Raw genomic sequence first — 24,582 nt, 5'->3', positions numbered from 1 at the left:
GCCCGGCGCCATGCGGAGGGCGGCAGGAACGTGCTTGTATAATGCAAAGCCTGCACACACCAGCCCGCGCGCCGCTGCGCGCGGGCTTTCTTGTTTCTGCCCCTGACCATGACCCAACGCGTCCGCACCCGCTTTGCGCCGAGCCCGACCGGCTTTATCCACCTCGGCAATATCCGCTCCGCGCTCTATCCCTGGGCCTTCGCCCGCCGCATGAAGGGCGACTTCATCCTGCGCATCGAAGACACCGACGTCGAGCGTTCGTCGCAGGAAGCGGTCGACGTGATCCTGGAAAGCATGGCCTGGCTGGACATGGACATCGACGAAGGCCCGTTCTACCAGATGCAGCGCATGGACCGCTATCGGGAGGTCGTGGCGCAGATGGTCGACGCCGGCCTGGCCTACCGCTGCTACATGAGCACCGCGGAACTCGACGCACTGCGCGAAGCGCAGCGCGAGCGCGGCGAGAAGCCGCGCTACAACGGCTTCTGGCGTCCGGAAGAGGGCAAGGTCCTGCCCGAGCCGCCGGCCGGCGTGGATCCGGTGATCCGCTTCAGGAACCCGATCGGCGGCAGCGTGGTGTGGGACGACGCGGTCAAGGGCCGCATAGAGATCTCCAACGACGAGCTCGATGACCTGGTGATCGCGCGCCCGGACGGCACACCCACGTACAACTTCTGCGTGGTGGTGGACGACCTCGACATGAAGATCACGCACGTGATCCGCGGCGACGACCACGTCAACAATACCCCGCGCCAGATCAACATCATCCGCGCGCTCGGCGGCACCGCGCCGGTCTACGCGCACCTGCCGACCGTGCTGAACGAGCAGGGCGAGAAGATGAGCAAGCGCCACGGCGCCATGGCCGTGACCGGCTACCGCGACGAAGGCTATCTGCCCGAAGCCGTGCTGAACTACCTGGCCCGCCTGGGCTGGGCCCACGGCGACGCCGAGATCTTCTCGCGCGAGCAGTTCATCGAATGGTTCGACCTGGAGCACCTGGGCAAATCGCCGGCGCAGTACAACCCGGAAAAACTGGCCTGGCTGAACAACCACTACATCAAGGTCGGCGACAACCAGCGCCTGGCAGGGCTCACGCAGCCGTTCATTGAAGCGCTCGGCGGCAAGGTGGAAGGCGCCGACCTGGTCGGCGTGGTGGCCCTGGTGAAGGACCGCGCCAACACGCTGAAGGAAGTCGCACAGGCCGCGCTGCTGTTCTATCGCGGCGAGCCGCAGGCGGATGCCGCGCTCAAGGCCGAGCACCTGACGCCGGAGATCCAGCCCGCGCTGGCCGCGCTGTCCAGCCAGCTGGGCGCGCTGCCTGAGTGGAAGCGCGAGGCCATCAGCGCGACCTTCAAGGTAGTGCTGGCCGAGTTCGGCCTGAAGATGCCCAAGCTGGCCATGCCGGTGCGCCTGCTGGTGGCGGGCCAGCTGCAAACGCCGAGCATTGACGCGGTGCTCGAACTGTTCGGCCGCGACACGGTGCTGCGCCGTCTGGGCGCCGGTATCGCCGCGTAAAAAATCTCGCAAAAATCCGCGCCTGGGGCTTGCGCTCCGGGCCGGAGTTGCGCATAATCTCGTTCTCCCTGCAGCGCGGTCCCTGACCAAGCGGGCTGACGGATCCGCAAGGATCTACGCGGTCTCCACGCTTTTTAGAAAGCAAGGAGAAAAGCGAAAAAGTTAAATAGGGAGCTTGCAAAGATTAGTAGTTGATATATAATCTTGGCTTCGCTTGAAACGGTAGTTAAATCCAGCGAAAATAACGCAAGTTGCAGTAAATGGCAGTACCATGGGGCTATAGCTCAGCTGGGAGAGCGCTTGCATGGCATGCAAGAGGTCAGCGGTTCGATCCCGCTTAGCTCCACCAAGATTTAGGTGGCATCCAGTCAGTATCGGGTGGCGCCAGACGGAACGTGTTGAAAGACAAGTTTCTGTCCCCTTCGTCTAGAGGCCTAGGACATCACCCTTTCACGGTGAGTACAGGGGTTCGAATCCCCTAGGGGACGCCAAAATAGCAGGGCGTAATCAAACGCCCAGCGCGTCGCCAAGAGCTTTGCTCGAGGTGGCAGCCGACTAAGGAGTGGTAGTTCAGTCGGTTAGAATACCGGCCTGTCACGCCGGGGGTCGCGGGTTCGAGTCCCGTCCACTCCGCCAAAACTAAACCCGCATGGTTAATGCCATGCGGGTTTTTCTTTTAGTGTGAGGGATTATGTTGATAATCGCCGCGGCAACAGTAAAAAATGTTGCAATCGTTGCGGAAATCGATATATAATCCTGACTTCGCTGCAAATACAGCAGTTTGTGAAAGCCGCGAAAGCAGTATCAGGCAGTTACCCGTATGGGGCTATAGCTCAGCTGGGAGAGCGCTTGCATGGCATGCAAGAGGTCAGCGGTTCGATCCCGCTTAGCTCCACCAAGGATTCGGGAGGCGTCAAAAAAGATGCTTCCCAGGCGCGAAAAAGTCTGTTAGAATGGCGGACTTTCCAGCGCAAGACAGAAAACGCGTTGTAAAACAAGTTTCTGTCCCCTTCGTCTAGAGGCCTAGGACATCACCCTTTCACGGTGAGTACAGGGGTTCGAATCCCCTAGGGGACGCCAAAATAGCAGGGCGTAATCAAACGTCCAGCGCGTCGCCAAGAGCTTTGCTCGAGGTGGCAGCCGACTAAGGAGTGGTAGTTCAGTCGGTTAGAATACCGGCCTGTCACGCCGGGGGTCGCGGGTTCGAGTCCCGTCCACTCCGCCAAATTAAACGCCCGCGCAAGCGGGCGTTTTTCTTTTCAGCTCCAGGATTTTCACCCACATCGGTAGAGTGGCGCGCCTGCGGCAAGCGCAGTGCTTAGCGCCGGGCTCAGTGCTTCACGTCGGCGCTGCTTACCCGCGCGAAATACCGCACCAGCAATCCGCCGGCAATGGCAAGGCTTATGCTGTTGGCCAGCCAGAACCCGCTGGCCCCGTGCGTGAACGCCGGCAGGCCTTCAATCAGTCCGAACCCGAGCACATAGCCGCCACCCAGCCCGATGCCCCACAGCGATCCCGCATAGATCAGCGTCGGAATCACCGCGATCTTGTAGGCGCGCAGGATAAACGCCGTCAGCACCTGCACGGCATCGAACGCCTGGTAGAAGGCCACGAACAGCACCAGCGGCAGCGCGGCCGCCACCACGGCGGGGTCGCTCGCATAGGCGTGCAGGATCGGTTCGCGCAGCAGCCACAGCAGCGCGCCGGTCAGCATGGCCAGTGCCACGGCTGCGCGGATGCCGCGCCAGGCAATGCGGCTTGCGCCGGCGAGATCGCGTGCGCCGATATGCTGAGCGACCAGTGTCGAGGTGGCGATGCCCAGCGACAGCGGCAGCATGTAGGCAACGGCGCCCAGGTTGGCGATGATCTGGTGCCCCGCCAGCGTGACCGTGCCCAGCCGCGTGATAAAGATCGACATCAGCGTGAACGAGGTGATCTCGATCAGGTAGGTCAGCCCCATCGGCACGCCCAGGCGCAGCAGCGCGCGCAACGGCGCGGTTGCCGGCCAGCTCCATGTCGCAAAGATCCGCAGCGGCTGGTAGGCGGCGCCATAGCGCAGGACCAGCAGCGCGGCGATGCACCATGCCCAGCTGATCAGCGTCGAGGCCAGCCCGCAGCCGGCCCCGCCCATGGCGGTCACGCCCAGGCCGCCGTGGATAAACCAGGCGTTGAGCGGAACCTTCAGCGCCAGGCCGCCGACCTGCAGCACCGTGACCATGATCGGCCGCGACATCGCATTGTTGAGCGCCGAATAGATGCGGAAGCCGAGCGCCGCGGGCAGCCCGAACGCGGCGAAATGCAGGTAGGCGGTGGCCTTGTCGACCAGTTCGGGCGGCGCCTTGGCAAAGGCCAGCAGCGGCGCCGGGAAGGCCAGCAGCAGCACGCCGGGGAGCGCCAGCGCGGCGCCGAGCCACGCGGCCTGCCGCACCTCCGAACCAATCGCCTCAAGGCGGCCGGCGCCATAGAGCTGGCCGGCGACGGGCGCCAGCGCCTGCAGCACGCCCATCAGGCTGATATAGACGGTAACGTAGATCGAACCGCCCAGGCCGACGGCGGCGAGGTCGGTGGCGGAGGCGCGGCCGGCCATCACGGTGTCGATGACACCAAAGGCGATCACTGCCAGCTGCCCGGCCAGTACCGGGGCCGCCAGGCTGAAGATGCGGCGAAGGTCTTGGAGCAGGGTCATTCAGGCCTCAGGGGCAATGTCAGGGGCGTTGACCGGGCACGATGCCCGCAGCCGCCTGCGGCCGGAATGGATCGATGGCGCTGCGGTGCGCTGCGGAGGCTCGTGCCGGTGGGGTCAGGGCTGCCGCGGCAGGCGGCGGCGCGGCAGGTCGGGGCGCGGGTGCACCGCGCGCGCGGTATCGACCAGCCGGTACATGCGGAAGCGCTCGTCGCGGTCCGCGGGGCGGCGGCCTTCCCAGATCAGCCGCCATTCGAAATGCGAGATATTGCCGGGCTCGCCATAGTCCACCGCATCGTGGCGCAGCAGCACGTCGCAACCGTCGCTTGGGCCGCCAAAGCGGATATGGCCGAAGTAGGCGAACGACGCGAGCTGCGCGTCGCCCATGCGGATCGGCTGCACGCACCGGTATGCGGGCGGCAGCGCCATCGCGGCGGCCTGGGCCACGTCACGATAGGTCTTGCCGTAGTTGATCGACGGCAGCCACAGCGTCATCGCCATCACCCACATCAGCGTGGTGCCGGCGGCCGAGATCACCACCGGGCGCCAGATCTGCTTGGGCGCGCGCGACAGGCGCCAGCGCACGATCAGCACCCAGGCAATGGTGGCCGCCAGCGCGATCAGCACCGCGGTGATCGTGAACTCATGCTGGTAGCCGGGCAGCTGGCGGAACACATTGCGCGCTACGCGCGGCGGCCAGCCGGTGGTCTTTGCGATCCACATGAACCAGACCGTGCCGCCGAAGATGGTGAAGAACAGCAGCGCGAACCAGTCGATCGCGTTGATCACGCCGCGCGCCAGCGTGGGCAGTGCGAAGGCTGCCAGCACCGCCATCGGCGGCAGCAGCAGGATGAACTGCACGTCGCCGCCGCTGCGTTGCAGAAACAGCAGCACCACGACAGGCAGCAGCACCGCCAGCGGCATGGCCACATGGGCGGCGCGGCGCATTCCAGCCCAGGCAACCCATGCCCATGCCGCGATCGGCCAGACCGGCCACGTGTACAGGAACAGGTTGCGCATGTTGAAGCCGAACGTCTGCATGTTCGGCGAACCATAGTTGCGCCGGTCGTAGCGCGCCCATTCGCGGATAAAGGTGACAGCCTCGGTGCGGTCCGTCGCGCCGAAATAAGTCGAAGCCAGCCAGGCCGCGACGATCAGCAACGCCAGCGGAATGCCGATGGCGGCGAGCCGCTGCCACGGCAAGGGCTTGCACACCAGCGCGCAGACGACGGTGCCGAACAGCAGCGCCAGCGGCAGGATGGGGCCGCTGGCCAGCGCCAGGCCGCCAAGCGCGGCGCCATAGACCAGGCTGCCCATCAGCGGCTTGTCGAGGCTGCGCACCAGCGCGTACAGCGCCAGCGCGATAAAGGCCACCTGGCCGACCTGCGGCGTGGTCTCGTGCCCGCGCATGGCCAGGCCGACGCAGGCCAGGAAGATCAGCAGTGCGCCATCGGCCAGCGTGCGGCCATAGTCGCGCGCATTGGGCTGGCCGCCGAACGCATAGGCGAACGGCTGGACCTCGTCGCGCCGGCCCAGCAGGTAAGTGCTGTACCAGATGCAGGCGCAGGTCGAGAAGAAGAACAGGGCGGTGGCAAGGCGCGCGGCGTCGGTGGGTCCCAGCCAGCCGCCGAAGCCGCGGATCATCAGCGCGCCGATCCAGAACACCAGCGGGCCGTCCTCCGTAAACGGCCGGCCGACGATATTCGGCATCAGCCAGTCATGCAGGCCGCCGGTGGCCAATTGCCACATCACGCCGAAGCCGGCGGCGTCCTCGTTCTTCCACGGATCGCGGCCGAACAGGCCGACCAGGCCGTAGATGATGCAGATCGCCAGCAGCAGGGCGCGCGGCAGGGCGCCGGTCGCGGCAGCGGTCAACTGGACGGGTGAGGTATTGGCTTGACGCATCGATGCTCAGGTCGGGCCGTGGCGCAATGGCGCGAAGGCCACAGTATCGCGCATGCGGCGGCCGCGAGGGCCGTGACATGCCGTAGAAGCCTCACGCGGGTGAGGGATTCCGGTGGATACAATAGTGCCGGCGCCGCTCGGCCGGTGGCACGCAAACGGCGGGCACAAAAGAAAAGAGGCAGCCGATGCTGCCTCTTTGCTGGTTCGCGCCGGCCTGGAGCATCTGTCCGCAGGCCGCGCGAAGCGGGGTTCGCCGAAAGCGATTACTTCGCGACCTTGCCCAGCTTGCTGCCGAACTTCTGGCGGAACTTCTCGACGCGGCCGGCCGTGTCCATGATCTTCTGGGTGCCGGTGTAGAACGGGTGCGATTCCGACGAGACTTCGATCTTGGCCAGCGGGTATTCCTTGCCGTCCTTCACGATCGTGTCCTTGGTCTGGATGGTCGAGCGGGTGATGAAGCTGAAGTCGCTGGACATGTCCTGGAACACGACTTCGCGGTAATTCGGGTGAATGCCTTCTTTCATGATGAGTCCTTTCTGGTTGGGTAGCCAGTCCGTTGCGATCCGCGCTTTACTGCTGAATTCACCGCTGAAAACACGACGCGTCGACGAACGAACCACTTGCCGGTAACGGGCAAACCGGGATTATGGCAGAAAAACAATAACTTGGGGAAGGGGAACAGGTATATCGCGCGCCGTCTGCCTGCAAGGCTTGATATGCCTTTTTACTCACATCGCAGCGGGGTGCTGGCGGTAAAAAGAGGCGAGCGACTGGTAGACAACCGGCCAATGGCGAGCCAGCCCGCCCGGCTCAACAAAAAATGCCTCGGAGGTCACTGCAAAGAATTCGCTGGGTGCCTCGCCACCGTACGGGTCGATGACGCGCAGCGCCGGCGGCAGCCGTTCGGGATGCTCCCAATCCGATTCCTTGCGTGCCTCCCATGCCTCGGCAAAGCGGTCGTATTCGGTGAGGAAAGTGTCCGCCCACGCTTCCGCATCGATATCCGGATGCAGCACGCGCGAGAAGGGCGGCACGCCGTCCGGCTCGCCGTCGAGCATGTCCAGCTTGTGGGCAAATTCATGGATGACCACGTTGTAGGTGTCTGCCGGCAGCTCGTGTTCGCTGTCGATGCCGGCGCCCGGCGTATGCACGTCCGGCCAGGACAGGATCACGGGGCCATGCTCCCAGGCTTCGCCGCTGGCTTCCTCCACCACGCCGTGCACCAGGCCGATCTCGTCCTGCACGGTCCGGCGGATGATGAATTCACCGGGATACAGCACGATGCCATGCCAGCCGCGGTACCACGCCAGCCCCAGCTTCAGTATCGGCACGCACGCTTGCACGGCGACGCTGACGACCATGTCGTCGTCCAGCGGCAGCTCGTGCGCGGTGGAGTATTCCTTCTCCGCAATGAATAGCGTGGCCAGCTCGCGCAGCGCGGCCAGATCTTCGCTTCCATAGCGTTGCACGAACGGCAGCGCGGCGACGGTGCGTTCCCACAGGTCGTCGGGGATCGCGTAGTGCTCCAGCTTGCGGGCCTTGGAGCGGGTGCGCAGGAATGCAGTCAGTTTGCCGAGCATAGGAAACCCATCGGGCAACAAAAAAGGCGTGCCGTGGCACGCCTTCTTGTTCATCTTGCGGCGCGTCCGTAAGCGGTACGCCGCACCGAGGCTTAGCCGCCTCTGCGCATCATATCGAAAAACTCCGCGTTGTTCTTCGTGGCCTTCATCTTGTCCATGATGAATTCCATGGCCTGCACTTCGTCCATGTCGGAGATGAACTTGCGCAGCACCCAGATCTTCTGCAGGATTTCCGGCTTGATCAGCAGTTCTTCGCGGCGCGTGCCGGACTTGTTCAGGTTGATCGACGGGTAGACCCGCTTTTCGGCCAGGCGGCGTTCCAGGTGCACTTCCATGTTGCCGGTGCCCTTGAACTCTTCATAGATCACGTCGTCCATGCGGCTGCCGGTTTCGATCAGCGCGGTGGCGATGATGGTCAGCGAACCGCCTTCTTCCAGGTTGCGCGCGGCGCCGAAGAAGCGCTTCGGACGCTGCAGCGCGTTGGCGTCGACACCGCCGGTCAGCACCTTGCCCGAGGCCGGCACCACCGTGTTGTAGGCACGCGCCAGGCGGGTGATCGAGTCCAGCAGGATCACCACGTCGCGCTTCAGCTCGACCAGGCGCTTGGCCTTCTCGATCACCATTTCGGCGACCTGCACGTGGCGGATGGCCGGTTCGTCGAAGGTGGACGCTACCACTTCGCCGCGCACCGAACGCTGCATCTCGGTCACTTCTTCCGGACGCTCATCGATCAGCAGCACGAACAGGTCGGCTTCCGGATGATTGTTGGCGATCGCGTGTGCAATGTGCTGCAGCATCACGGTCTTGCCGGACTTGGGCGAGGCCACCAGCAGCGCGCGCTGGCCGCGGCCGATCGGCGCGATCATGTCGATGATGCGGCCGGTGATGTTCTCTTCCGCCTTGATGTCGCGTTCGAGCGTGAGCGGCCGATTCGGATGCAGCGGCGTCAGGTTCTCGAACATGATGCGGTTCTTGACCGCTTCGGGAGGCTGCCCGTTGACCTTGTCCACCTTCACCAGCGCAAAGTAGCGCTCGCCGTCCTTGGGCGTGCGCACTTCACCTTCGATCGAGTCGCCGGTATGCAGGTTGAAGCGGCGGATCTGCGACGGGCTGATGTAGATATCGTCCGTGCTGGCCAGGTACGAAGTCTCCGGCGAGCGCAGGAAGCCGAAGCCGTCCGGCAGAACTTCCAGCGTGCCGTCTCCGAAGATGGTTTCGCCCATCTTGGCGCGCTTCTTCAGGATCGCAAACATCAGTTCCTGTTTGCGCATCCGCTGTGCGTTGTCGATCTCGAGCGTTGCCGCCATTTCGAGAAGCGCAGACACGTGAAGCGATTTGAGTTCTGTCAGGTGCATAGACGAGGGGTACAGATTTGCCCGGACGGGCGAGACTGAAAGAGAAGGGGGAAAAATGAGCGAACGCTCGGGGAGTTGTTGGTGGCATCTTAGCACAATCCGACCGGTGCGCCAGGGTGTGGCGCACGCACGTCGGATCGTGACAAAACCGGAGCGGCTGGTCTGGCTCCGGTGCGCAGCTTACAGGTTGCCGTCGAGGAAGGCAGTCAGTTGCGACTTGGACAGCGCGCCGACCTTCTGGGCCGCGACCGCGCCGTTCTTGAACAGGATCAGCGTCGGGATGCCGCGGATGCCGAACTTGGCCGGGACCTGCTGGTTTTCATCGACATTGATCTTGGCGACCTGCAGCTTGTCGCCATAGTCCTTGGCGACTTCGTCCAGGATCGGGGCGATCATCTTGCAGGGGCCGCACCATTCGGCCCAGAAATCGAGCAGGACGGGCTTGTCGGACTGGAGGACGTCGGCGTCGAAGGAGGCGTCGCTCACATACTTGATTTGTTCGCTCATGGCGGAAAACCTCTGGTTTCGCTCTGTTTATGTTGAAGGCCGGGAAACTGGGTAGGGCAGAACCGTAACCTTACACGAGATTGCGCGGACCCGCCGGGGACGCCATTGCCGCCTGCCGGCTGGCTCTGGCGGCCGTAGCCGCGCCCGTTGCTGCCGATATGTTACCAGTTTGCCGATTTTCAAGACCGGCACCGGTGTGGGGCTGAAAACCCGCCGGCAACGGTAATGATTCTGCTGCAATCGGGTGATTAGTAGAAATGCTTATTTTCAATGGCGCCAAGAGATTCAGCCAATCGGGGTGGGTGCCATGGCGTGCACATGGGGGCGCGGCGCAGTGCCGGATCCGCGTTGCGTGCGCGTAGAATAGAAAGCGGGCCGCGCGCCGGCCGGCCGATCCTCACGAACCCTGCTCTCCCCAGAAGGCCATCGACAAGGCGGCCATCGACAAGGTCATCGATATGAACACCGATCCCCGCAAGCCTACCCAGCCCGAGTCCGGCCAGGCGCCGGACGTGGACCACCTGAGCGATGCGCTGGACCATATCAGCAGCGCGGTCGAGACCAACAGCATTGCCAGCGGCGCCGCCAAGGGCCTGGTCTACAGCATCATCGAGACGCTGGGTACCCTGGTGGGCGACCCGGACCTGCCCGAGCATGCGCGCTCCGGCTACGAGGGCCTGCTCGAGACCGCGCGCGAGATCCGCGCCAGGCTGGAGGGCGGCACGCACTGAGCGGCCCGCCCGCGCGCAAGCCGCTCCGCCCACCGGGGCCCTTCCATGAATCGCCGCCGGCCGTGCTGGCCGGCGGCGTGCGGTATTCTCTTTGCCCCCTGACGCCCTGACGCCTGACTTCTTCCCCGACCGATGCAGTTACCGCAGCCACGCCGCGCTGCGGCTCAAGAGCCCATGACGTCGCTGAGTTTTCGCCCTGGCCCTGATTTCCTCGAGCAGGCGGCCACTGCTGCCTGGTTTTTCCTGGACCGCTGCGGCGCGCCCGAAGCCGGCGCACACGTAGTGGTGCCGACCGCCGCGCAGATTCCTGGCGTGCGCGAGGCGCTCGATGCCGCCGCGCGTGCGGCCGGACGGCCGCGCCTGTTGCCGCGCGTGCTGACGCTGGGCCACTGGCTGCTGGACCTGCCGCCCGACGGCACGCCGTTACGCAGCCATGCGGCGCGGCTGTTGGCGGTGCAACAGGCCGTGCGCGGGCAAGAATGGCTGCGCCGCGCCTTCGGCGCGCAGAACGAGACCGCGGCGTGGGGCCTGTCGCAAACGCTGCTTGCGATTTGCGACGAGCTGAATGCGCGCTGGCTCGAGGACGCCGCCATCCGCGATGACGACGACATTGACGGCGACGACCGCGCCGCGTTGCTGCAGGGCGCGCTGGAACGCACCTACTCGCACCTGTCCGAACGCTTCCTCGGCGAAGAGGCGCGCATCGTGCTGGCGTTCTGGCAGGCGCTGTCGGGGCCCGACGATCCGCTGCCGGCGCGGCGCCGCGCGCTGCGCGAACTGTCGCAGCAGCTGCGCGGCCCGGTGGTGTGGATCGCGCCGACGCCCCCTACGCCGCTCGAAGCCGCGTTCCTGCGCGATGCCGCCGAACTGGTGCCGGTACTGCAGGTCGGGTACGACTGGGCGGGGCAGGGAGATGTGGACTCCGATGCGGACGCCGCCGACTGGTACCAGACGCTGCTGTCGCTGTGGCCCGAAGCACGGATTGCCGAAGATGGAGACGTCACTGCGCCGCCCGCCATGCCGGCACTGCCCGAACAACGCCCGGCCATCCGCGTGATCGGCAGCGCGCGCTTCGAGGACGAAGCCGCGGCCGCAGCGGCGCAGCTGGTGCAATGGCTCAACGAAGGCCGCCGCCAGGTTGCGCTGGTGGCCCATGACCGCGTGGTGGCGCGGCGCGCGCGGGCGCTGCTGGCGCGTGCCGGCGCACCGGTGCGCGACGAGACCGGCTGGAAGCTGTCGACCACACGCGCGGCCGCCGCGCTGATGCGCTGGTTCGACCTGCTGGTGCGCGACGGCGATACCGCGGCGCTGCTCGACCTGTTGAAAAGCCCGTTCTGCCTGCCCGATTTCGCCGAGCGCGGCGCGGCCATCGCGCTGCTGGAGCGCCAGGTGCGGCGCGAGGGCATCACCGGCGGCTGGCCGCGCCTTCGGCAATTGTTCGGCAGCGTACCGACCAGCGCGCCCGAGCCTGGCAGCTACGAGGACGAACAGGCGGACGAACAGGCGGACGAGGCAGCCCAGGCGCCGCGTCGCGCCGCACGTGCATTGGTCGCCGTGTTGGCCGACGAGGCGGCACGCTGGCCGCGCGGCCTTGCGCAGCATCCGCTGGCAACGTGGCTGGAGCGGCTCGACGGCATGCTCGACGGCCTTGGCATGCGCGCCGCGCTGGCCGCCGACGATGCCGGCAGCCAGCTGCTCGACGCACTGGCCCGGCTGCAGGAGCTGCCGCACGATGAAACCGGCGGCCACGCCACGCTGTCGCAGGGCGAGTTCCGCGCCATGTTGTCGGCGCTGCTCGAATCGGTCGCATACAAGGAGCCTTCGGCAAGCGGCCCGGCGCGCATCACCATCCTGCCGCTGAACGGCGCGCGCATGCGCCGTTTCGAGGGCGTGGTGATCGTAGGTTGCGACGATGCGCAATTGCCGTCGAGCGCGGCCGAGCTGATGTTCTTCTCCAACCAGATGCGCCGCGAGCTGGACCTCGAAGACCGCGAGGCGCGCTTCGCCCAGCAGGCGCGCGACCTGGCGGAGGTGCTGCTGAACAACGCCGACGTGGTGATGACCTGGCAGCGCTTCGGCGGCCGCGGCGAACCGCATCACGTGTCGGGCTGGATCGAGCGGCTGGCGGCATGCTGCGCACGCAGCGGCGTCGTCATCGACGGCAACGCCGTGCCGCAGGCCCATGAAACCTTCGCCGAACCGCAAGGCATGCCCGCGCCGTCCGCGTTGCCGGAGCTGGTGCCGCAGCGCTGGAGCGCGCAGGCCTACAACATGCTGCGCCGCTGCCCGTACCAGTTCTTCGCCGGCCGCATGCTCGGCCTCGCCGGGCTCGAGACCGTCAGCGACGAACTGGAAAAGCGCGAGATCGGCGAGCACCTGCACCGCGTGCTGCTGCGCTACCACAAGGACCTGCACGCGCGCCGCGAGCGCGGCGAAACGCTGCCGCAAGACCAGCGCCTGGCGCGGCTGCGCGAGATTTCGGACGATGTGTTCGGCGCGCTGATGGCCGAGGACGGCAATGCCATTGCCTATTACCGGCGCTGGTGCGAGGTGCTGTCGTCGTATGTCGCCTGGCAGTCGGCGCGCGAGGCCGAGGGCTGGTTCTGGCGCGGCGGCGAGCTCGATGCCGGCATCGACCTGCCCATGCCCGACGGCCAGCCCTTGCGGCTGACCGGACGCATCGACCGGCTCGACCAGGGGCCGGACGGCGCGCATGCGGTGCTCGACTACAAGACGCAGAGTGCCACGCGGCTCAAGCGCAAGCTGGCCGAGGTCGAGGAAGACTGCCAGCTGCCGTTCTACGGGCTGTTGCGCGCCGATGCGGTGGACGGCAGCTGGGTGTCGCTTGAAGGCGCGAAGGAAAGCGCGCGCGACACCTCGGCGGCAGCGCAACGCGAGGTCGGGCTGCCCGACTTCCAGGCCGCCGTCACCTGGCTCGAACGGCAGATGCGCCATGACGTGATGCGGCTGCGGCAGGGGGCTAAGCTTCCAGCATTTGGCGATGCCTCGGCCTGCGTGTATTGCACCGCCCGCGGCCTGTGCCGCAAGGGCTTCTGGGAATCCACCGCCGTGCCGGTGCTGAAAACATGATGGTCCACGATCCGCTCAATACCCAGGTCCAGCCTTACCAGCGCGATGGCCATCCCGTGTCGGAGGCCGAGTTCACCCGCGCGGCCTGCGATCCTGCGCGCTCCGTCGTGGTCGAGGCCTGCGCCGGCAGCGGCAAGACCTGGCTGCTGGTGGCGCGCCTGGTGCGCCTGCTGCTGGCCGGCGCCGCGCCGCACGAGATCCTCGCGATCACCTTCACGCGCAAGGCTGCCGAAGAAATGCGCGACCGCCTGCTGGAAGTGCTGGCGCAACTGTCGCGCGATCCCGACGACGACGTCATCGCCGCGCTGGTGCAGCGCGGCCTGAGCCCGGAGGCCGCCCGTGAGGCGCTGCCGCGCGCGCGCCGCTTGCACGCGCAGGTGCTGGCCGCGCCCGGGCGCATGGCCATCGATACCTTCCACGGCTGGTTCGGCACGCTGCTGCGCGGCGCGCCGCTGGCGTCGGGCATCGTGCCCGGCGCGTCGCTGCGCGAAGATGCGTTGCGCATGAAGCGTGAAGCGTGGGCGCCGGTCTGGCGCGCGCTGGCCACGCCGCAATACGAAGACCTGCGCGCCGCATGGGAAACGCTGGTCGACACCGTGGGGGACTTCCAGGCGCGCGCGCTGCTCGACGCCATGTTCCACGCCCGCAGCGAATGGTGGGCGATGCAGGAGGGCGGCAGCCCGCTGCAGGCGCTGTCCGACTGCCTTGGTGAAGACGCCCAGGGCGACGTGCTGCTGCAGGCGCTGGCCGACGAAGGCTGGCGCGATGCCTGCGAGACGCTGGCACTGCGCCTGGGCGGCGGCGGCAAGACCGAGCAGACCCATGCCACGCGCATCACCGACGCGCTGATGGCCATTACTGCCTGGCGCGAAGCCGGCGCGGCGCCGGGCAAGGCCGCCGAACGCGTGTTCGCACAATTGCGCGCGGCGTTCTTCACCACCACGGGCGAGCCGCGCTCGCTGCGCCGGACCAACGCCCTCGTCAAGGCCGCGGGAGGCGAGGGCATGGTCGATACGCTGCTCGACCAGCATGCTTCCATCTGCGCGATGCTCGACGAGATCAGCGCCCGCTGCTGCGAGGCCGCGGTGCTCGCCATCAACCAGGCGCTGTTCTGCATCGGCGACGCGTTGCTGACGCGCTACCAGCAGCACAAGCAGGAACAGCGCGCGATGGACTTCGCCGACCTCGAATGGCAGGCCGCGCAGCTGATGTCCGACGAAGAGACCGCGACCTACCTGCAGGTGCGGCTCGATGCGCGCTACCGCCACCTGCTGCTCGACGAATTCCAGGACACCAACCCGCTGCAGTGGCGCATCCTGCAGGGCTGGCTGGCTGGCTACGCAGGCCTGGGCGAGCGCCCGACGGTGTTCCTTGTGGGCGATCCCAAGCAGTCGATCTACCGCTTCCGCCGCGCCGACGCGCGCCTGTTCGGCGCTGCCGGCGAGATGCTGCGCGACGCGTTCGGGGCGACGGTGCTGCGCACCAACCGCACCCGGCGCAATCGCGCCGAGGTGCTGGAGTGGGTCAATGCCGTGTTCGACGCGGCGCGCGCGGAAGGGCGCTACCCGCTGTACGAGACGCAGACCTCGGCGCTGGCCGAAGGCGGCGGTCCGGTGTGGCTGCTGCCGCTGGTAGAGGCCGAAGAGAAAGCCGAAGGCAAGGCGGGCGACAGCGAAGCGAGCGAGACGGAAGCGCAGGCCGGCGACGGCGCCATGCACCGCGACACGCTGCTGCAGCCGCGCCGGCAGGCCGGCGATTCGCTGCGCCTGGAGGAAGGCCGGCGTGTGGCCGCGTGGCTGCGCCATGTGCGCGACACCGTGCCGGTCCACGAGAACGGCGCCACGCGCCCCGCCCGCTGGAGCGACATGCACCTGCTGGTGCGCCGCAAGACCCATCTCGCCGACTACGAGCGCGCGCTGCGCGAGGGAGGCATCCCATGCCTGAGCCCGCGCCGCGGCGGCCTGCTGGCCACGCTGGAAGCGCTGGACCTGTCGGCCTTGCTGGCCTTCCTGATGACACCGGAGTCCGATCTCGATCTCGCCCATGTGCTCAAGAGCCCGCTGGTCGGCGCGACCGACGATGACCTGCTGGCCCTGGCGCAGCTGGAAGGCGAGGGCGGCTGGTGGGCGCGCATCGAAGCCAGCGGCCTGCCCGGGCACGTCTCGGACGCATTGCGCGAAGGCGTGCCGCGGCTGCGCCAGTGGCTGCGCGTCGCGCCGCACCAGCCGGTGCACGACCTGATCGACCAGATCTTCCACGGCGGCGAAGTCCGGCGCCGTTATGCCGAAGCCGCGCCGCCGGATATCCGCGAGCAGGTGCTGGCCAATCTTGATGCCTTCCTGAAGCTGTCGCTGGATCTGGACGGCGGCCGTTACCCGAGCCTGCCCAAGTTCATCGACGAGCTGCAGGAGATCCGCCGTGGCGACGAGGGCGAGAGCCCCGACGAAGGCGGCATGGGCGACAACGCCGAAGACGTCGAACCGGCGGAGGACGATGCCGCCTTTGCCGGCCTCGACGCAGTTCACATCCTGACCGTGCATGCGGCCAAGGGCCTGGAGGCGCCGTTCGTGGTGCTTCTCGATGCCAACCACAGCGATCCCGCCGCGGACAAGGGCGGGATCCTGGTCGACTGGCCGCCGTCGTCGCCGGTGCCGCGGCATTTCTCGGCGTATGGCAAGCGCAGCGAACGCGGACTGGCGCGCGCGCCGATGTTCGAGGCCGAGGCTGCGCTGGGCGAGCGGGAGAATTGGAACCTGCTCTACGTCGCCATGACGCGGGCGCAGCAGGGCCTGCTGGTCAGCGGCGTGAAGGGCCGCGCCAGTCGCGCCGCCGCCGGCGAGAACAACGCGGAAATCGCCGGCAGCTGGTACGTGTGGCTGCAGGGCGCGGGCGTGGGCGAGATGTTGCCCGCGTACCCAGGGCAACCGGAACAAGCGGGCGACAGCGAGGCGCCAGTACTGGCACGCCTGAGCGAGCCGGTGCGCTTCACCGACTTCCGCCTGCGCTACCGCGACGCCGGGGCGCTGCCATCGTTCGAGGACGACGCGCGGGCCGAGGAGGGTCCGTCGGCAGACGACGGCATCGTCTTCAACGCCGCGGCAGCCCGCCACGGCGAACTGGTGCACGCCCTGCTGGAGCGGCTGACGCGCTATCCGGAAGCCTTTGCCGGCATTCCGGACATCGACACGGTGCTGCGCTGGTTCCCGCTCACCGGCGCGCATACCGTCGAGGCACGGCAAGCGTGGCGCGAGCAGGTAGATGAAGCGCTCGCGGCGGTGCGCGCGATGCTGGGCGCGCCGGCGCTGGCGCCACTGCTGTCGTCGGACGAGGCCGGCAGCGCGCGCAATGAAGTCGAGCTGTATGACGCGCGCGGCCGGCTGCTGCGCATCGACCGGCTGGTCGAGTTCGACGACCGCGTCGTCATCGTCGACTACAAGCTGAGGCTGCTGCCGCAGGAGCACGCCGCCTATCGCGCGCAGCTGGGGCGCTACGTGGCGGCGGTCGCGCCGCTGTTCCCGGGCAAGCGCATCGAGGCCGGCGTGGCCACTGCCGACGGCCAGTGGATTCCCGCCGAGCGGCTGGCGCCGCCGATGCTGACGCAGCAGGGTTCGCTATTCTGAGTGGCGATCGCGCCGGACAGCTTCCGCAAATCGGCGCAGAATGGGCCGTGGGTGCGCCGGGTCCGGCGCGCGCCAGATGGCATGCTGTACTAAAGTGACAGGGACGGCGCTGCAGGCGGCGTGCGCATGTCGATGCGGAAACGATGCGGAAAGCTGTTCGCGTAAGCGTGGGGTGAAGCGGTGGAAGGGTGAAGCAGGAGGGATAGCGGGGAGGTGGACGAGCCTGACCCTCGGCACTGGTGGAAAACGGCTGTGGCTGCTTCGTTCCCGACCTGACCAGGTTGACCGCGCCACCATGCGAGGAGGCCCGTCCGAGCGGCATTGTAACCTAGTCCGAGGCATCGCGTCGAATTGCCTTGTCCGCCATGGGTCATTGCATGCGGCAAGGCGCCGGCTTGATCTGGCGCAGGCAGTGCAGGCCGCGCTGGCCCGACCATGACAGGCCGCCGCATTGCAGCGGCGCGGCGCGCCGGCGATGCGCGTCCCGGATCCACCGATTCACCCAACTTCGGAGCGTGGTGAGCCCAGACATGAACGCAAACGACCAGATCATTCACGGTGCCATGGCGCCGCAGGAAATCTCCACCGAAGTCCTGATCGAAAAATACGCCAAAGGCGAAGAAGGCAGCATTGCCGACGTCAGGCAGCGTGTGGCGCTGGCGCTGGCCCAGGCCGAGCCGGAGGACCAGCGCGAGGCCTGGAGCGCGCGCTTCCTGTGGGCGCAGGAAAACGGCTTCGTGCCCGCCGGGCGCATCAATTCCGCCGCCGGCACCGGTATCCAGGCCACGCTGATCAACTGCTTTGTGCAACCGGTGGGCGACTCGGTGTCGGAAGCGCGCGACGGCCGGCCCAGCATCTACACCGCGGTGGCGCAGGCGGCCGAAACCATGCGCCGCGGCGGCGGCGTCGGCTATGACTTCTCGGCGATCCGGCCGGCGGGCGCGCTGGTGCGTGCGACGCATTCGCGCGCGTCGGGGCCGGTGTCGTTCATGAAGGTATTCGATGCCTCGTGCGCGACGGTGGAATCCGCCGGCGCGCGCCGCGGCGCGCAGATGGGCGTGCTGCGCTGCGACCATCCCGATATCGAGAGCTTCATCCACGCCAAGGACAAGGGCGACCTCACCAACTTCAATATCTCGATCGGCGTCACCGACGAATTCATGCGCGCGGTGCAGGCCGACGGCGAGGTCGAGCTGATCCATGAAGCCGAGCCCGGCGCCGACATGATCGCCGCCGGCGCCTATCGCCGCGACGACGACCAGTGGGTGTACCGCCGCCTGCCGGCACGGCAGCTGTGGGATCAGGTGATGCAGGCCACCTACGACCACGCCGAGCCTGGCATCCTGTTCCTGTCGCGCATCAATGCCGACAACAATCTCTATTACTGCGAGCGCATCGAGGCCACCAATCCCTGCGCCGAGCAGCCGCTGCCGCCGTATGGCTGCTGCTGCCTGGGTTCTATCAACCTGACGCGTTTCGTGCGCCAGCCGTTCTCGCCGCAGGCTGAATTCGACTTCGATGCCTTTGCCGAAGTGGTGCGCGTGGCCACGCGCATGCTCGACAACGTGCTCGACGTGACCTTCTGGCCGTTGCCCGAGCAGCAGGCCGAGGCCCACGCCAAGCGCCGCGTCGGCCTGGGTTTCCTGGGGCTGGGCAGCGCGCTGGTGATGCTGGGCCTGCGCTACGACACCGAGCCGGCGCGGCAACTGGCGGCGCGCATTGCCGAGCGCATGCGCGACGAGGCCTACCTGGCCTCGACCGAACTGGCGGCGCAGAAGGGTGCCTTCCCGCTGCTGGATGTCGACGCCTACCTGCAGAGCGGCTTCGCCAGCCGGCTGCCGCAGGCCGTGCGCGATGCCATTGCGCGCAACGGCCTGCGCAATTCGCACCTGCTGTCGATCGCGCCGACCGGCACGATCACGCTTGCCTTTGCCGACAATGCCTCCAACGGCATCGAGCCGGCCTTCTCCTGGACCTACAACCGCCGCAAGCGGATGCCGGACAACAGCTACCGCTCGTTCGAGGTGGCGGACCACGCCTGGCGCCTCTACCGTCACATGGGCGCCGACATGGCGCAGCTGCCGGACAGCTTTGTCACGGCGCTGCAGATGTCGGCGCTGGACCATATGCGCATGCTGGAAGCGGTGCAGCCGTATATCGACACCAGCATCAGCAAGACCGTCAACGTGCCGGAGGACTATCCGTACGAGGCCTTCCGCCACCTGTACCTGGAGGCTTGGCAGGCGGGGCTGAAGGGGCTGGCGACCTATCGCCCCAATCCGGTGCTTGGCGCGGTGCTGTCGGTCGACGCCCCGGCGGCAGCGCCTGCTGCGGTGGCCGACGACAACCCGCTGGTGCGCCCGTTCAACAGCCGGCCGGTCGGCGACCTGGAGGGCGTGACCTCCAAGGTCGAATACCTGACCTACGAAGGCCACAAGACCGTCTACCTGACCGTCAATTTCATGCGCGTGGCGGGCGTCGCCGACGGCAGGCCCGTGGCCATCGAGCGGCCGGTGGAGTTCTTCATGCCGGCGGGGCAGCGCAGCGAGGGCCAGCAGTGGATCACCTCGACCATGCGGCTGCTGTCGATGGTGGCGCGCTCGGGCGGCTCGGTCGCCAAGGCGCTGGCCGACATGCGCAACGTGGTGTGGGACAAGGGTACCGTGCGCTATGGCTCGCTGGTGCGGCAGGACGGCACCGAGGTGCCGCGCTTCCATGACTCGGAAGTGGCGGCGCTCGGCTATGCGCTGCAGCGCATCCTGATCAAGCGCGGCTTCCTCGATGCGGAAGGCGGGCAGGTGCCGGTGGCGGCGCTGGCAGCCCGCCTGGCGCAGCGCGAGGCGGGCGGGGCGGAGGCCGGGATCGCGGTCCAGGCCGGCGCCGGCGTGGCCACTCCCGGCGTGGGCACCGGCAAGCCTTGCCCGGAGTGTGGCGCGCACGCCCTGCACAAGGTCGACGGCTGTGCGAAATGCGCCAATTGCGGCTACGTGGGCGAATGCGGCTGAGGCCGTCCCGCGCCTGAAACCCGCCAGCGGCGCGGCGCCGCTGGCAGGCCTGCGCTCCAGGCCGCAAACTCCGGCCCCGCCGCGGGTTGCGGGCGGTCGCCATTTGCTACAATCGCCGCCATGAGTTATCAAGTTCTAGCGCGCAAATGGCGCCCCAGGGATTTCACCACGCTGGTCGGCCAGGAGCACGTGGTCCGCGCGCTCACGCACGCGCTGGAACAGCAGCGGCTGCACCACGCCTACCTGTTCACCGGCACGCGCGGGGTCGGCAAGACCACGCTCTCGCGGATCCTGGCCAAGGCCCTGAATTGCACCGGCGCTGACGGTAACGGCGGCATCACCGCCCAGCCATGCGGGGTGTGCAAGGCCTGCACCGAGATCGACAGCGGCCGCTTCGTCGACTACATCGAGATGGACGCCGCCTCCAACCGCGGCGTCGACGAGATGGCGCAGCTGCTCGACAAGGCGGTCTACGCGCCGGGCACCGGGCGCTTCAAGGTCTACATGATCGACGAAGTGCACATGCTCACCAACCACGCCTTCAACGCCATGCTGAAGACGCTGGAAGAGCCGCCCGGGCACGTCAAGTTCATCCTCGCCACCACCGATCCGCAGAAGATCCCGGTCACGGTGCTGTCGCGCTGCCTGCAGTTCAACCTCAAGCAGATGCCGCCAGGGCATATCGTCTCGCACCTGGACCATATCCTGGCGCAGGAAGGCATTGCCCATGACGGCAACGCGCTGCGGCTGCTGGCGCAGGCCGCGCACGGCTCGATGCGAGATGCGCTGTCGCTGACCGACCAGGCCATCGCCTACAGCGCGGGACAGGTCTCCGAGGAAGCAGTGCGCGGCATGCTGGGCGCGATCGACCAGGGTTTCCTGGTGCAGCTGCTCGATGCGCTCGCCGCCGAAGATGGTGCCGCCATGCTGGGCATCGCCGATGCCATGGCCGACCGCAGCCTGTCGTTTGCCGGCGCGCTGCAGGACCTGGCTTCGCTGCTGCACAAGGTGGCGCTGGCGCAGGCCGTGCCGGCTTCGGTGCAGGAGGAATGGCCGGAGGCGGACGATGTGCGCCGCCTCGCCGGCGTGTTCGACGCGCAGGAGGTGCAGCTCTTCTACCAGATTGCCAACCTCGGCCGCAATGAGCTGGCGCTGGCGCCGGACGAGTACGCCGGCTTCACCATGACGCTGCTGCGCATGCTGGCGTTCCGGCCCTCGGCGTCGCCGGAGCCGACGCCCCCGACCGTGGCGCAAGGGCAGGGCGGCGGCGCCGCGCCGTCGCGGCCGCGCAGTGCGGCGCTGGCGGCCGATCCGGCCACGCCCCGGCATGCCGCCGTGGCGGCAGCACCGGCTGCACCTTCCGCTGCACCTTCCGCTGCACCTTCCGCTGCACCTTCCGCTGTAGCGGCGCCGATGCCCGTGGCGGCAAAGCCGGCGGCGCCGGCGCCCGTATCCGAACCGGTGGCCGAGCCCGTTGCAACCACCGCACCGGCTGCGCCCGCCGCACCCGCGCGCCCAGCGCCGGATGCTGCCATGTCGCCGGCCCGTGCCGCGCTGGCGGCCGCCCGTGCCGCATCCGCGCGCGGTGGCGCGCGCAATGCCCCGCCGCCTGCCGCGCCCGCCGCCGCAGCGGCTCCCGCGCAGCGTCCGCCGGCACAGCCCTTGCGCGCGCCCGGTGCATCTGCCGTCAGCCGTCCCGCCGCGGCGCCTGCGCGGCCGGCACCGCAGGCACCGGCACAGCGCGCTGTGCCGCAGCCATCGGCCGCGCCCGCCAGGCCAGGTCCGGCCGCTCGCCAGTCCGAACCCGAATCGGTGCCGCCGTGGGAGATGTCCGGCGGCAGCGATGTGCCGCCATGGGAAGACCTGCCGCCGGACTTGCCGGTGATCGGCCCCTATGACAGCGACCCCGGTTTCCGTGCGGACGAGCGAGACAACGGCTTCAGCGACAACGGTTTCAGCGAGCGGCCGGCCCGCGTCAATCCACGCAGCGGCGCCACCAGCGCGCCCGTACGCGAAGCCGAACCTGTGCGTGAGGCCGCTGCGCCCGCGGCACCGGCCGAGGGTGCCAAGTACGTCGCCCCGCGCCCGCCCGCGCCGGCCGAAGACGGCTCGCCGCCGGTCTTCGCCGGCGACTGGCCGGTGCTGGCTGCCGGCCTGCCGCTCAAGGGCCTGGCGCAACAGCTGGCGTACCAGAGCGAACTGACGCAGGTGGTCGGCAAGACCTTCAACCTGCGCATCCCGGTGGCCGCCCTCGGCGAGAACGGCGTCGCCGAACGCCTGCAGCAAGTTCTGTGCGACCACTTCGGCCAGCCCGTGCGCGTGCTGTGCGAAGTCGGCGCGGTCGCGGTCACCGCCGCGGCGGCCGATGCCCAGGCCCGTGCCGAGCGCCAGCGCGAAGCCGAGGCCGCGATCGAGGCCGATCCGTTTGTGCAAGGGCTGCTGCGCGACTTTGGCGGCCAGATCGTGCCGGGCTCGATCCAGCCGCGCGCGGCCTGACAGCCCCAGTCCGCGCCATCCGCCACGAATTTCCACCACCGAATTTTTTTACCGAATCCAGGAGCGTTCCATCATGATGAAAGGTCAACTCGCCGGGCTGATGAAGCAAGCCCAGCAGATGCAGGAAAACATGAAGAAGATGCAGGAGCAACTGGCCCAGATCGAGGTCGAGGGCCAGTCCGGCGCCGGTCTCGTCAAGGTGGTCATGACCTGCAAGAACGACGTCAAGCGCGTCACCATCGACCCCAGCCTGCTGGCCGAGGGCGAGGACAAGGACCTGCTGGAAGACCTGGTCGCCGCCGCCTTCAACGACGCCGTGCGCAAGGCCGAGGCCACCACGCAGGAAAAGATGGGCTCGATGACCTCCGGCCTGCCGCTGCCCCCGGGCTTCAAGCTGCCGTTCTGAAGGCAAGCGTGAAAGCGGGGGGGAAGGGTTCCGCGCCGACTTCGCTGCAGGCGCTGGTCGAGGCGCTGCGGGTGCTGCCGGGCGTCGGGCCGAAGTCGGCCCAGCGCATGGCGTACCACCTGCTGCAGCACGACCGCGAGGGCGCGCGCAAGCTGGGCGACGCGCTGCGCGGCGCGGCGGACCATATCCGCCACTGCCAGCGCTGCAACACCTTCACCGAGCAGGAAATCTGCGAGACCTGCCTGGATGACCGCCGCGACGCCGCGCTGCTGTGCGTGGTGGAAACGCCGGCCGACCAGGTCATGATCGAGCAGACCCTCACTTACCGCGGCAAGTACTTCGTGCTGATGGGCCGGCTGTCGCCGCTGGACGGCATCGGCCCGCGCGAGATCCACCTGGACCGGCTGCTGGCGCGCGCCACCGAGCCGGAGCTGGGCGGGCCGGTCGGCGAAGTCATCGTCGCCACCAACTTCACCAGTGAAGGCGAGGCCACCGCGCACTACATCGGCGAAATGCTGAAGGCGCGCGGCCTCAAGGTGTCGCGCCTGGCGCGCGGAGTGCCGGTCGGCGGCGAGCTGGAATACGTCGACGCCGGCACCATCGCGCGGGCGGTGATGGACCGCCGCAACCTCTGATCCCTGCGGCGCTGGGCGGCATGCCCGCGCCGGACTTTTTCGCGTCCGCCTGTCCCATGAACCTGGCCCGCTTCGATCTCGTCACGCTTGGCTTGTTCGTTGCCGTGGCGCGCCAAGGCAGCATCTCGGCCGGCGCGCGCCAGTCGCACCTGGCGGTGGCGGCCGCCAGCAAGCGCATCTCGGACCTTGAGACCGCGGTGGGCGCGCCGCTGTTTTTCCGCCATGCCGCCGGCGTGCAGCTGACCGAGGCCGGGCAGGCCTGCTTCCACCACGCGCTGACCATCCTGCAGGACGTGGAGCGCATGGCTGGCGTGATGTCCGACTATGCGTCCGGCGTGCGCGGGCAGGTGCGCGTCTGCGCCAACACGTCGGCGATCACGCAGTTCCTGCCCGACGACCTGGCGTCGTTCATGCAGCGCCATCCCACCATCCGCATCGAGCTGGAAGAACAGAACAGCCGCGACATCGTCGCCGCGCTGGTGGAGAACCGCGCCGACGTCGGCATCTTTGCCGACCGCACGCCAGCGGCGGGGCTGATGACGGTCGAGTACCGCCAGGACGAACTGGTCATCATCACGCCGCCCAACCATCCGTTGGCTGCACGCGGCCCGGTGCGGTATGCCGATACGCTCGAATTCGACTTCGTCAGCCTGCCGCAGGAAACTTCGCTGGCGGCGCGTCTGCTCGAAGAAAGCAGCCGGCTCGACCGGCCCTTCCGGCTGCGCATCCAGGTGCGCAGCTTCGACGCCATGTGCCGCATGGTGATGGCCGGCCTCGGCGTGGGCGTGCTGCCGCGCATCGCGGCCGAGCCGCACGTCAAGTCGATGGGTTTGTCGCTGGTGTCGCTGCAGGATGCGTGGGCGCGCCGCTCGCTGCTGATCGGGCTGCGCGATCCTGCAGGCCTGACGGTGTCGGCGCGTCTGCTGATCACCCATCTTTGCGGAGACAAGGCGCCGTTCTGACGTCCTGGGGCGCCAGGTGCCCCCCGGAGCCTTTCGCGTTCCGAGAAAGCCCGCTTCTCCGATTGCCGATTCCTGGCTCGCCCCTCGCTGGG

15 protein-coding genes, 6 tRNA genes and 1 other RNA gene are annotated in these 24,582 nt (G+C 67.8%); 15 read left to right on the top strand and 7 right to left on the bottom strand.

The features are described from left to right. Nucleotides 1–108 precede the first annotated feature (108 nt). From gltX to AC5WJ1_RS10560, 7 genes are all read left to right on the top strand, one after another. The gene (gene gltX, locus AC5WJ1_RS10590) at nt 109–1,515 is read left to right on the top strand and encodes a glutamate--tRNA ligase (protein ID WP_133096121.1); all 1,407 of its coding nucleotides are present in this window, start codon (nt 109–111) and stop codon (nt 1,513–1,515) included. A gap of 273 nt (nt 1,516–1,788) precedes the next feature. Beyond that, nucleotides 1,789–1,864 (top strand) — tRNA-Ala (locus AC5WJ1_RS10585). Nucleotides 1,865–1,930: 66 nt separating this feature from the next. After that, a tRNA-Glu gene (locus AC5WJ1_RS10580) sits at nt 1,931–2,006 on the top strand. A 68-nt stretch (nt 2,007–2,074) separates the two neighbouring features. Beyond that, nucleotides 2,075–2,151: transfer RNA gene (locus AC5WJ1_RS10575), tRNA-Asp, on the top strand. 186 nt (nt 2,152–2,337) lie between these two features. Further along, nucleotides 2,338–2,413 (top strand) — tRNA-Ala (locus AC5WJ1_RS10570). A gap of 106 nt (nt 2,414–2,519) precedes the next feature. Then, nucleotides 2,520–2,595 (top strand) — tRNA-Glu (locus AC5WJ1_RS10565). A gap of 68 nt (nt 2,596–2,663) precedes the next feature. Further along, nucleotides 2,664–2,740: transfer RNA gene (locus tag AC5WJ1_RS10560), tRNA-Asp, on the top strand. A gap of 105 nt (nt 2,741–2,845) precedes the next feature. Here the strand turns inward: AC5WJ1_RS10560 and AC5WJ1_RS10555 are convergent. The 6 genes from AC5WJ1_RS10555 to trxA all read right to left on the bottom strand — a co-directional run bounded on the left by AC5WJ1_RS10555 (nt 2,846) and on the right by trxA (nt 9,545). After that, a complete protein-coding gene (locus AC5WJ1_RS10555; RefSeq protein WP_135705520.1) occupies nt 2,846–4,201 on the bottom strand; it encodes an MATE family efflux transporter in 1,356 nt (451 codons plus the stop codon). A 114-nt stretch (nt 4,202–4,315) separates the two neighbouring features. Beyond that, the gene (locus tag AC5WJ1_RS10550; protein ID WP_133096123.1) at nt 4,316–6,103 is read right to left on the bottom strand and encodes an ArnT family glycosyltransferase; all 1,788 of its coding nucleotides are present in this window, start codon (nt 6,101–6,103) and stop codon (nt 4,316–4,318) included. Between the two features lie 263 nt (nt 6,104–6,366). Then, nucleotides 6,367–6,627 (bottom strand): type B 50S ribosomal protein L31, encoded by a 261-nt coding sequence (locus AC5WJ1_RS10545; RefSeq protein ID WP_133096124.1) that lies wholly within the window; start codon nt 6,625–6,627, stop codon nt 6,367–6,369. A gap of 204 nt (nt 6,628–6,831) precedes the next feature. Further along, nucleotides 6,832–7,683 (bottom strand): M90 family metallopeptidase, encoded by an 852-nt coding sequence (locus AC5WJ1_RS10540; protein WP_135705519.1) that lies wholly within the window; start codon nt 7,681–7,683, stop codon nt 6,832–6,834. A 92-nt stretch (nt 7,684–7,775) separates the two neighbouring features. Continuing rightward, entirely contained in the window at nt 7,776–9,038 is a 1,263-nt protein-coding gene (gene rho, locus AC5WJ1_RS10535; protein ID WP_042886485.1) for a transcription termination factor Rho, read from the bottom strand. 180 nt (nt 9,039–9,218) lie between these two features. Next, nucleotides 9,219–9,545, bottom strand: coding sequence for a thioredoxin TrxA (gene trxA / locus AC5WJ1_RS10530; protein ID WP_029046118.1), 327 nt, complete (start codon nt 9,543–9,545; stop codon nt 9,219–9,221). A 458-nt stretch (nt 9,546–10,003) separates the two neighbouring features. Here trxA and AC5WJ1_RS10525 point away from each other — a divergent pair, with 458 nt between their 5' ends. The 3 genes from AC5WJ1_RS10525 to AC5WJ1_RS10515 all read left to right on the top strand — a co-directional run bounded on the left by AC5WJ1_RS10525 (nt 10,004) and on the right by AC5WJ1_RS10515 (nt 16,986). After that, complete coding sequence (locus tag AC5WJ1_RS10525) at nt 10,004–10,276, top strand: hypothetical protein (protein WP_116322035.1); 273 nt, start codon at nt 10,004–10,006, stop codon at nt 10,274–10,276. A 174-nt stretch (nt 10,277–10,450) separates the two neighbouring features. Continuing rightward, entirely contained in the window at nt 10,451–13,366 is a 2,916-nt protein-coding gene (locus AC5WJ1_RS10520; RefSeq protein ID WP_135705518.1) for a PD-(D/E)XK nuclease family protein, read from the top strand. Beyond that, nucleotides 13,363–16,986, top strand: coding sequence for a UvrD-helicase domain-containing protein (locus AC5WJ1_RS10515; protein ID WP_240745884.1), 3,624 nt, complete (start codon nt 13,363–13,365; stop codon nt 16,984–16,986). The genes AC5WJ1_RS10520 and AC5WJ1_RS10515 overlap by 4 nt, the downstream gene beginning before the upstream one ends. A 213-nt stretch (nt 16,987–17,199) precedes the next feature. On the opposite strand, the gene ffs is transcribed toward AC5WJ1_RS10515, so the two are convergent. Beyond that, nucleotides 17,200–17,298, bottom strand: an RNA gene (gene ffs, locus AC5WJ1_RS10510) — signal recognition particle sRNA small type. 218 nt (nt 17,299–17,516) lie between these two features. Here ffs and AC5WJ1_RS10505 point away from each other — a divergent pair. The 5 genes from AC5WJ1_RS10505 to AC5WJ1_RS10485 all read left to right on the top strand — a co-directional run bounded on the left by AC5WJ1_RS10505 (nt 17,517) and on the right by AC5WJ1_RS10485 (nt 24,490). Beyond that, complete coding sequence (locus tag AC5WJ1_RS10505) at nt 17,517–19,991, top strand: adenosylcobalamin-dependent ribonucleoside-diphosphate reductase (protein WP_494476067.1); 2,475 nt, start codon at nt 17,517–17,519, stop codon at nt 19,989–19,991. A gap of 120 nt (nt 19,992–20,111) precedes the next feature. Further along, nucleotides 20,112–22,487, top strand: a complete 2,376-nt coding sequence (locus AC5WJ1_RS10500; RefSeq protein ID WP_135705516.1) for a DNA polymerase III subunit gamma/tau — start codon at nt 20,112–20,114, stop codon at nt 22,485–22,487. Between the two features lie 73 nt (nt 22,488–22,560). After that, nucleotides 22,561–22,893 (top strand): YbaB/EbfC family nucleoid-associated protein, encoded by a 333-nt coding sequence (locus AC5WJ1_RS10495; protein WP_012353187.1) that lies wholly within the window; start codon nt 22,561–22,563, stop codon nt 22,891–22,893. A gap of 8 nt (nt 22,894–22,901) precedes the next feature. Then, nucleotides 22,902–23,528: a recombination mediator RecR gene (gene recR, locus AC5WJ1_RS10490; protein ID WP_133096548.1), complete on the top strand. Its 627-nt coding sequence runs from the start codon at nt 22,902–22,904 to the stop codon at nt 23,526–23,528. 56 nt (nt 23,529–23,584) lie between these two features. Then, entirely contained in the window at nt 23,585–24,490 is a 906-nt protein-coding gene (locus tag AC5WJ1_RS10485) for a LysR family transcriptional regulator (RefSeq protein ID WP_063238140.1), read from the top strand. Nucleotides 24,491–24,582 lie beyond the last annotated feature (92 nt).

The sequence above is a fragment of the Cupriavidus sp. MEYA8 genome (assembly GCF_059278825.1).
Note: the sequence above shows the minus strand (reverse complement) of the source record. Positions and strands in the feature narration are given on the sequence as shown.

Bases quoted from the DNA above. Each gene is read 5' to 3' on its own strand.
- gltX (WP_133096121.1), top strand. From the start codon at position 109: ATGACCCAACGCGTCCGCACCCGCTTTGCGCCGAGCCCGACCGGCTTT.
- AC5WJ1_RS10555 (WP_135705520.1), bottom strand. From the start codon at position 4,201: ATGACCCTGCTCCAAGACCTTCGCCGCATCTTCAGCCTGGCGGCCCCG.
- AC5WJ1_RS10550 (WP_133096123.1), bottom strand. From the start codon at position 6,103: ATGCGTCAAGCCAATACCTCACCCGTCCAGTTGACCGCTGCCGCGACC.
- AC5WJ1_RS10545 (WP_133096124.1), bottom strand. From the start codon at position 6,627: ATGAAAGAAGGCATTCACCCGAATTACCGCGAAGTCGTGTTCCAGGAC.
- AC5WJ1_RS10540 (WP_135705519.1), bottom strand. From the start codon at position 7,683: ATGCTCGGCAAACTGACTGCATTCCTGCGCACCCGCTCCAAGGCCCGC.
- rho (WP_042886485.1), bottom strand. From the start codon at position 9,038: ATGCACCTGACAGAACTCAAATCGCTTCACGTGTCTGCGCTTCTCGAA.
- trxA (WP_029046118.1), bottom strand. From the start codon at position 9,545: ATGAGCGAACAAATCAAGTATGTGAGCGACGCCTCCTTCGACGCCGAC.
- AC5WJ1_RS10525 (WP_116322035.1), top strand. From the start codon at position 10,004: ATGAACACCGATCCCCGCAAGCCTACCCAGCCCGAGTCCGGCCAGGCG.
- AC5WJ1_RS10520 (WP_135705518.1), top strand. From the start codon at position 10,451: ATGACGTCGCTGAGTTTTCGCCCTGGCCCTGATTTCCTCGAGCAGGCG.
- AC5WJ1_RS10515 (WP_240745884.1), top strand. From the start codon at position 13,363: ATGATGGTCCACGATCCGCTCAATACCCAGGTCCAGCCTTACCAGCGC.
- AC5WJ1_RS10505 (WP_494476067.1), top strand. From the start codon at position 17,517: ATGAACGCAAACGACCAGATCATTCACGGTGCCATGGCGCCGCAGGAA.
- AC5WJ1_RS10500 (WP_135705516.1), top strand. From the start codon at position 20,112: ATGAGTTATCAAGTTCTAGCGCGCAAATGGCGCCCCAGGGATTTCACC.
- AC5WJ1_RS10495 (WP_012353187.1), top strand. From the start codon at position 22,561: ATGATGAAAGGTCAACTCGCCGGGCTGATGAAGCAAGCCCAGCAGATG.
- AC5WJ1_RS10485 (WP_063238140.1), top strand. From the start codon at position 23,585: ATGAACCTGGCCCGCTTCGATCTCGTCACGCTTGGCTTGTTCGTTGCC.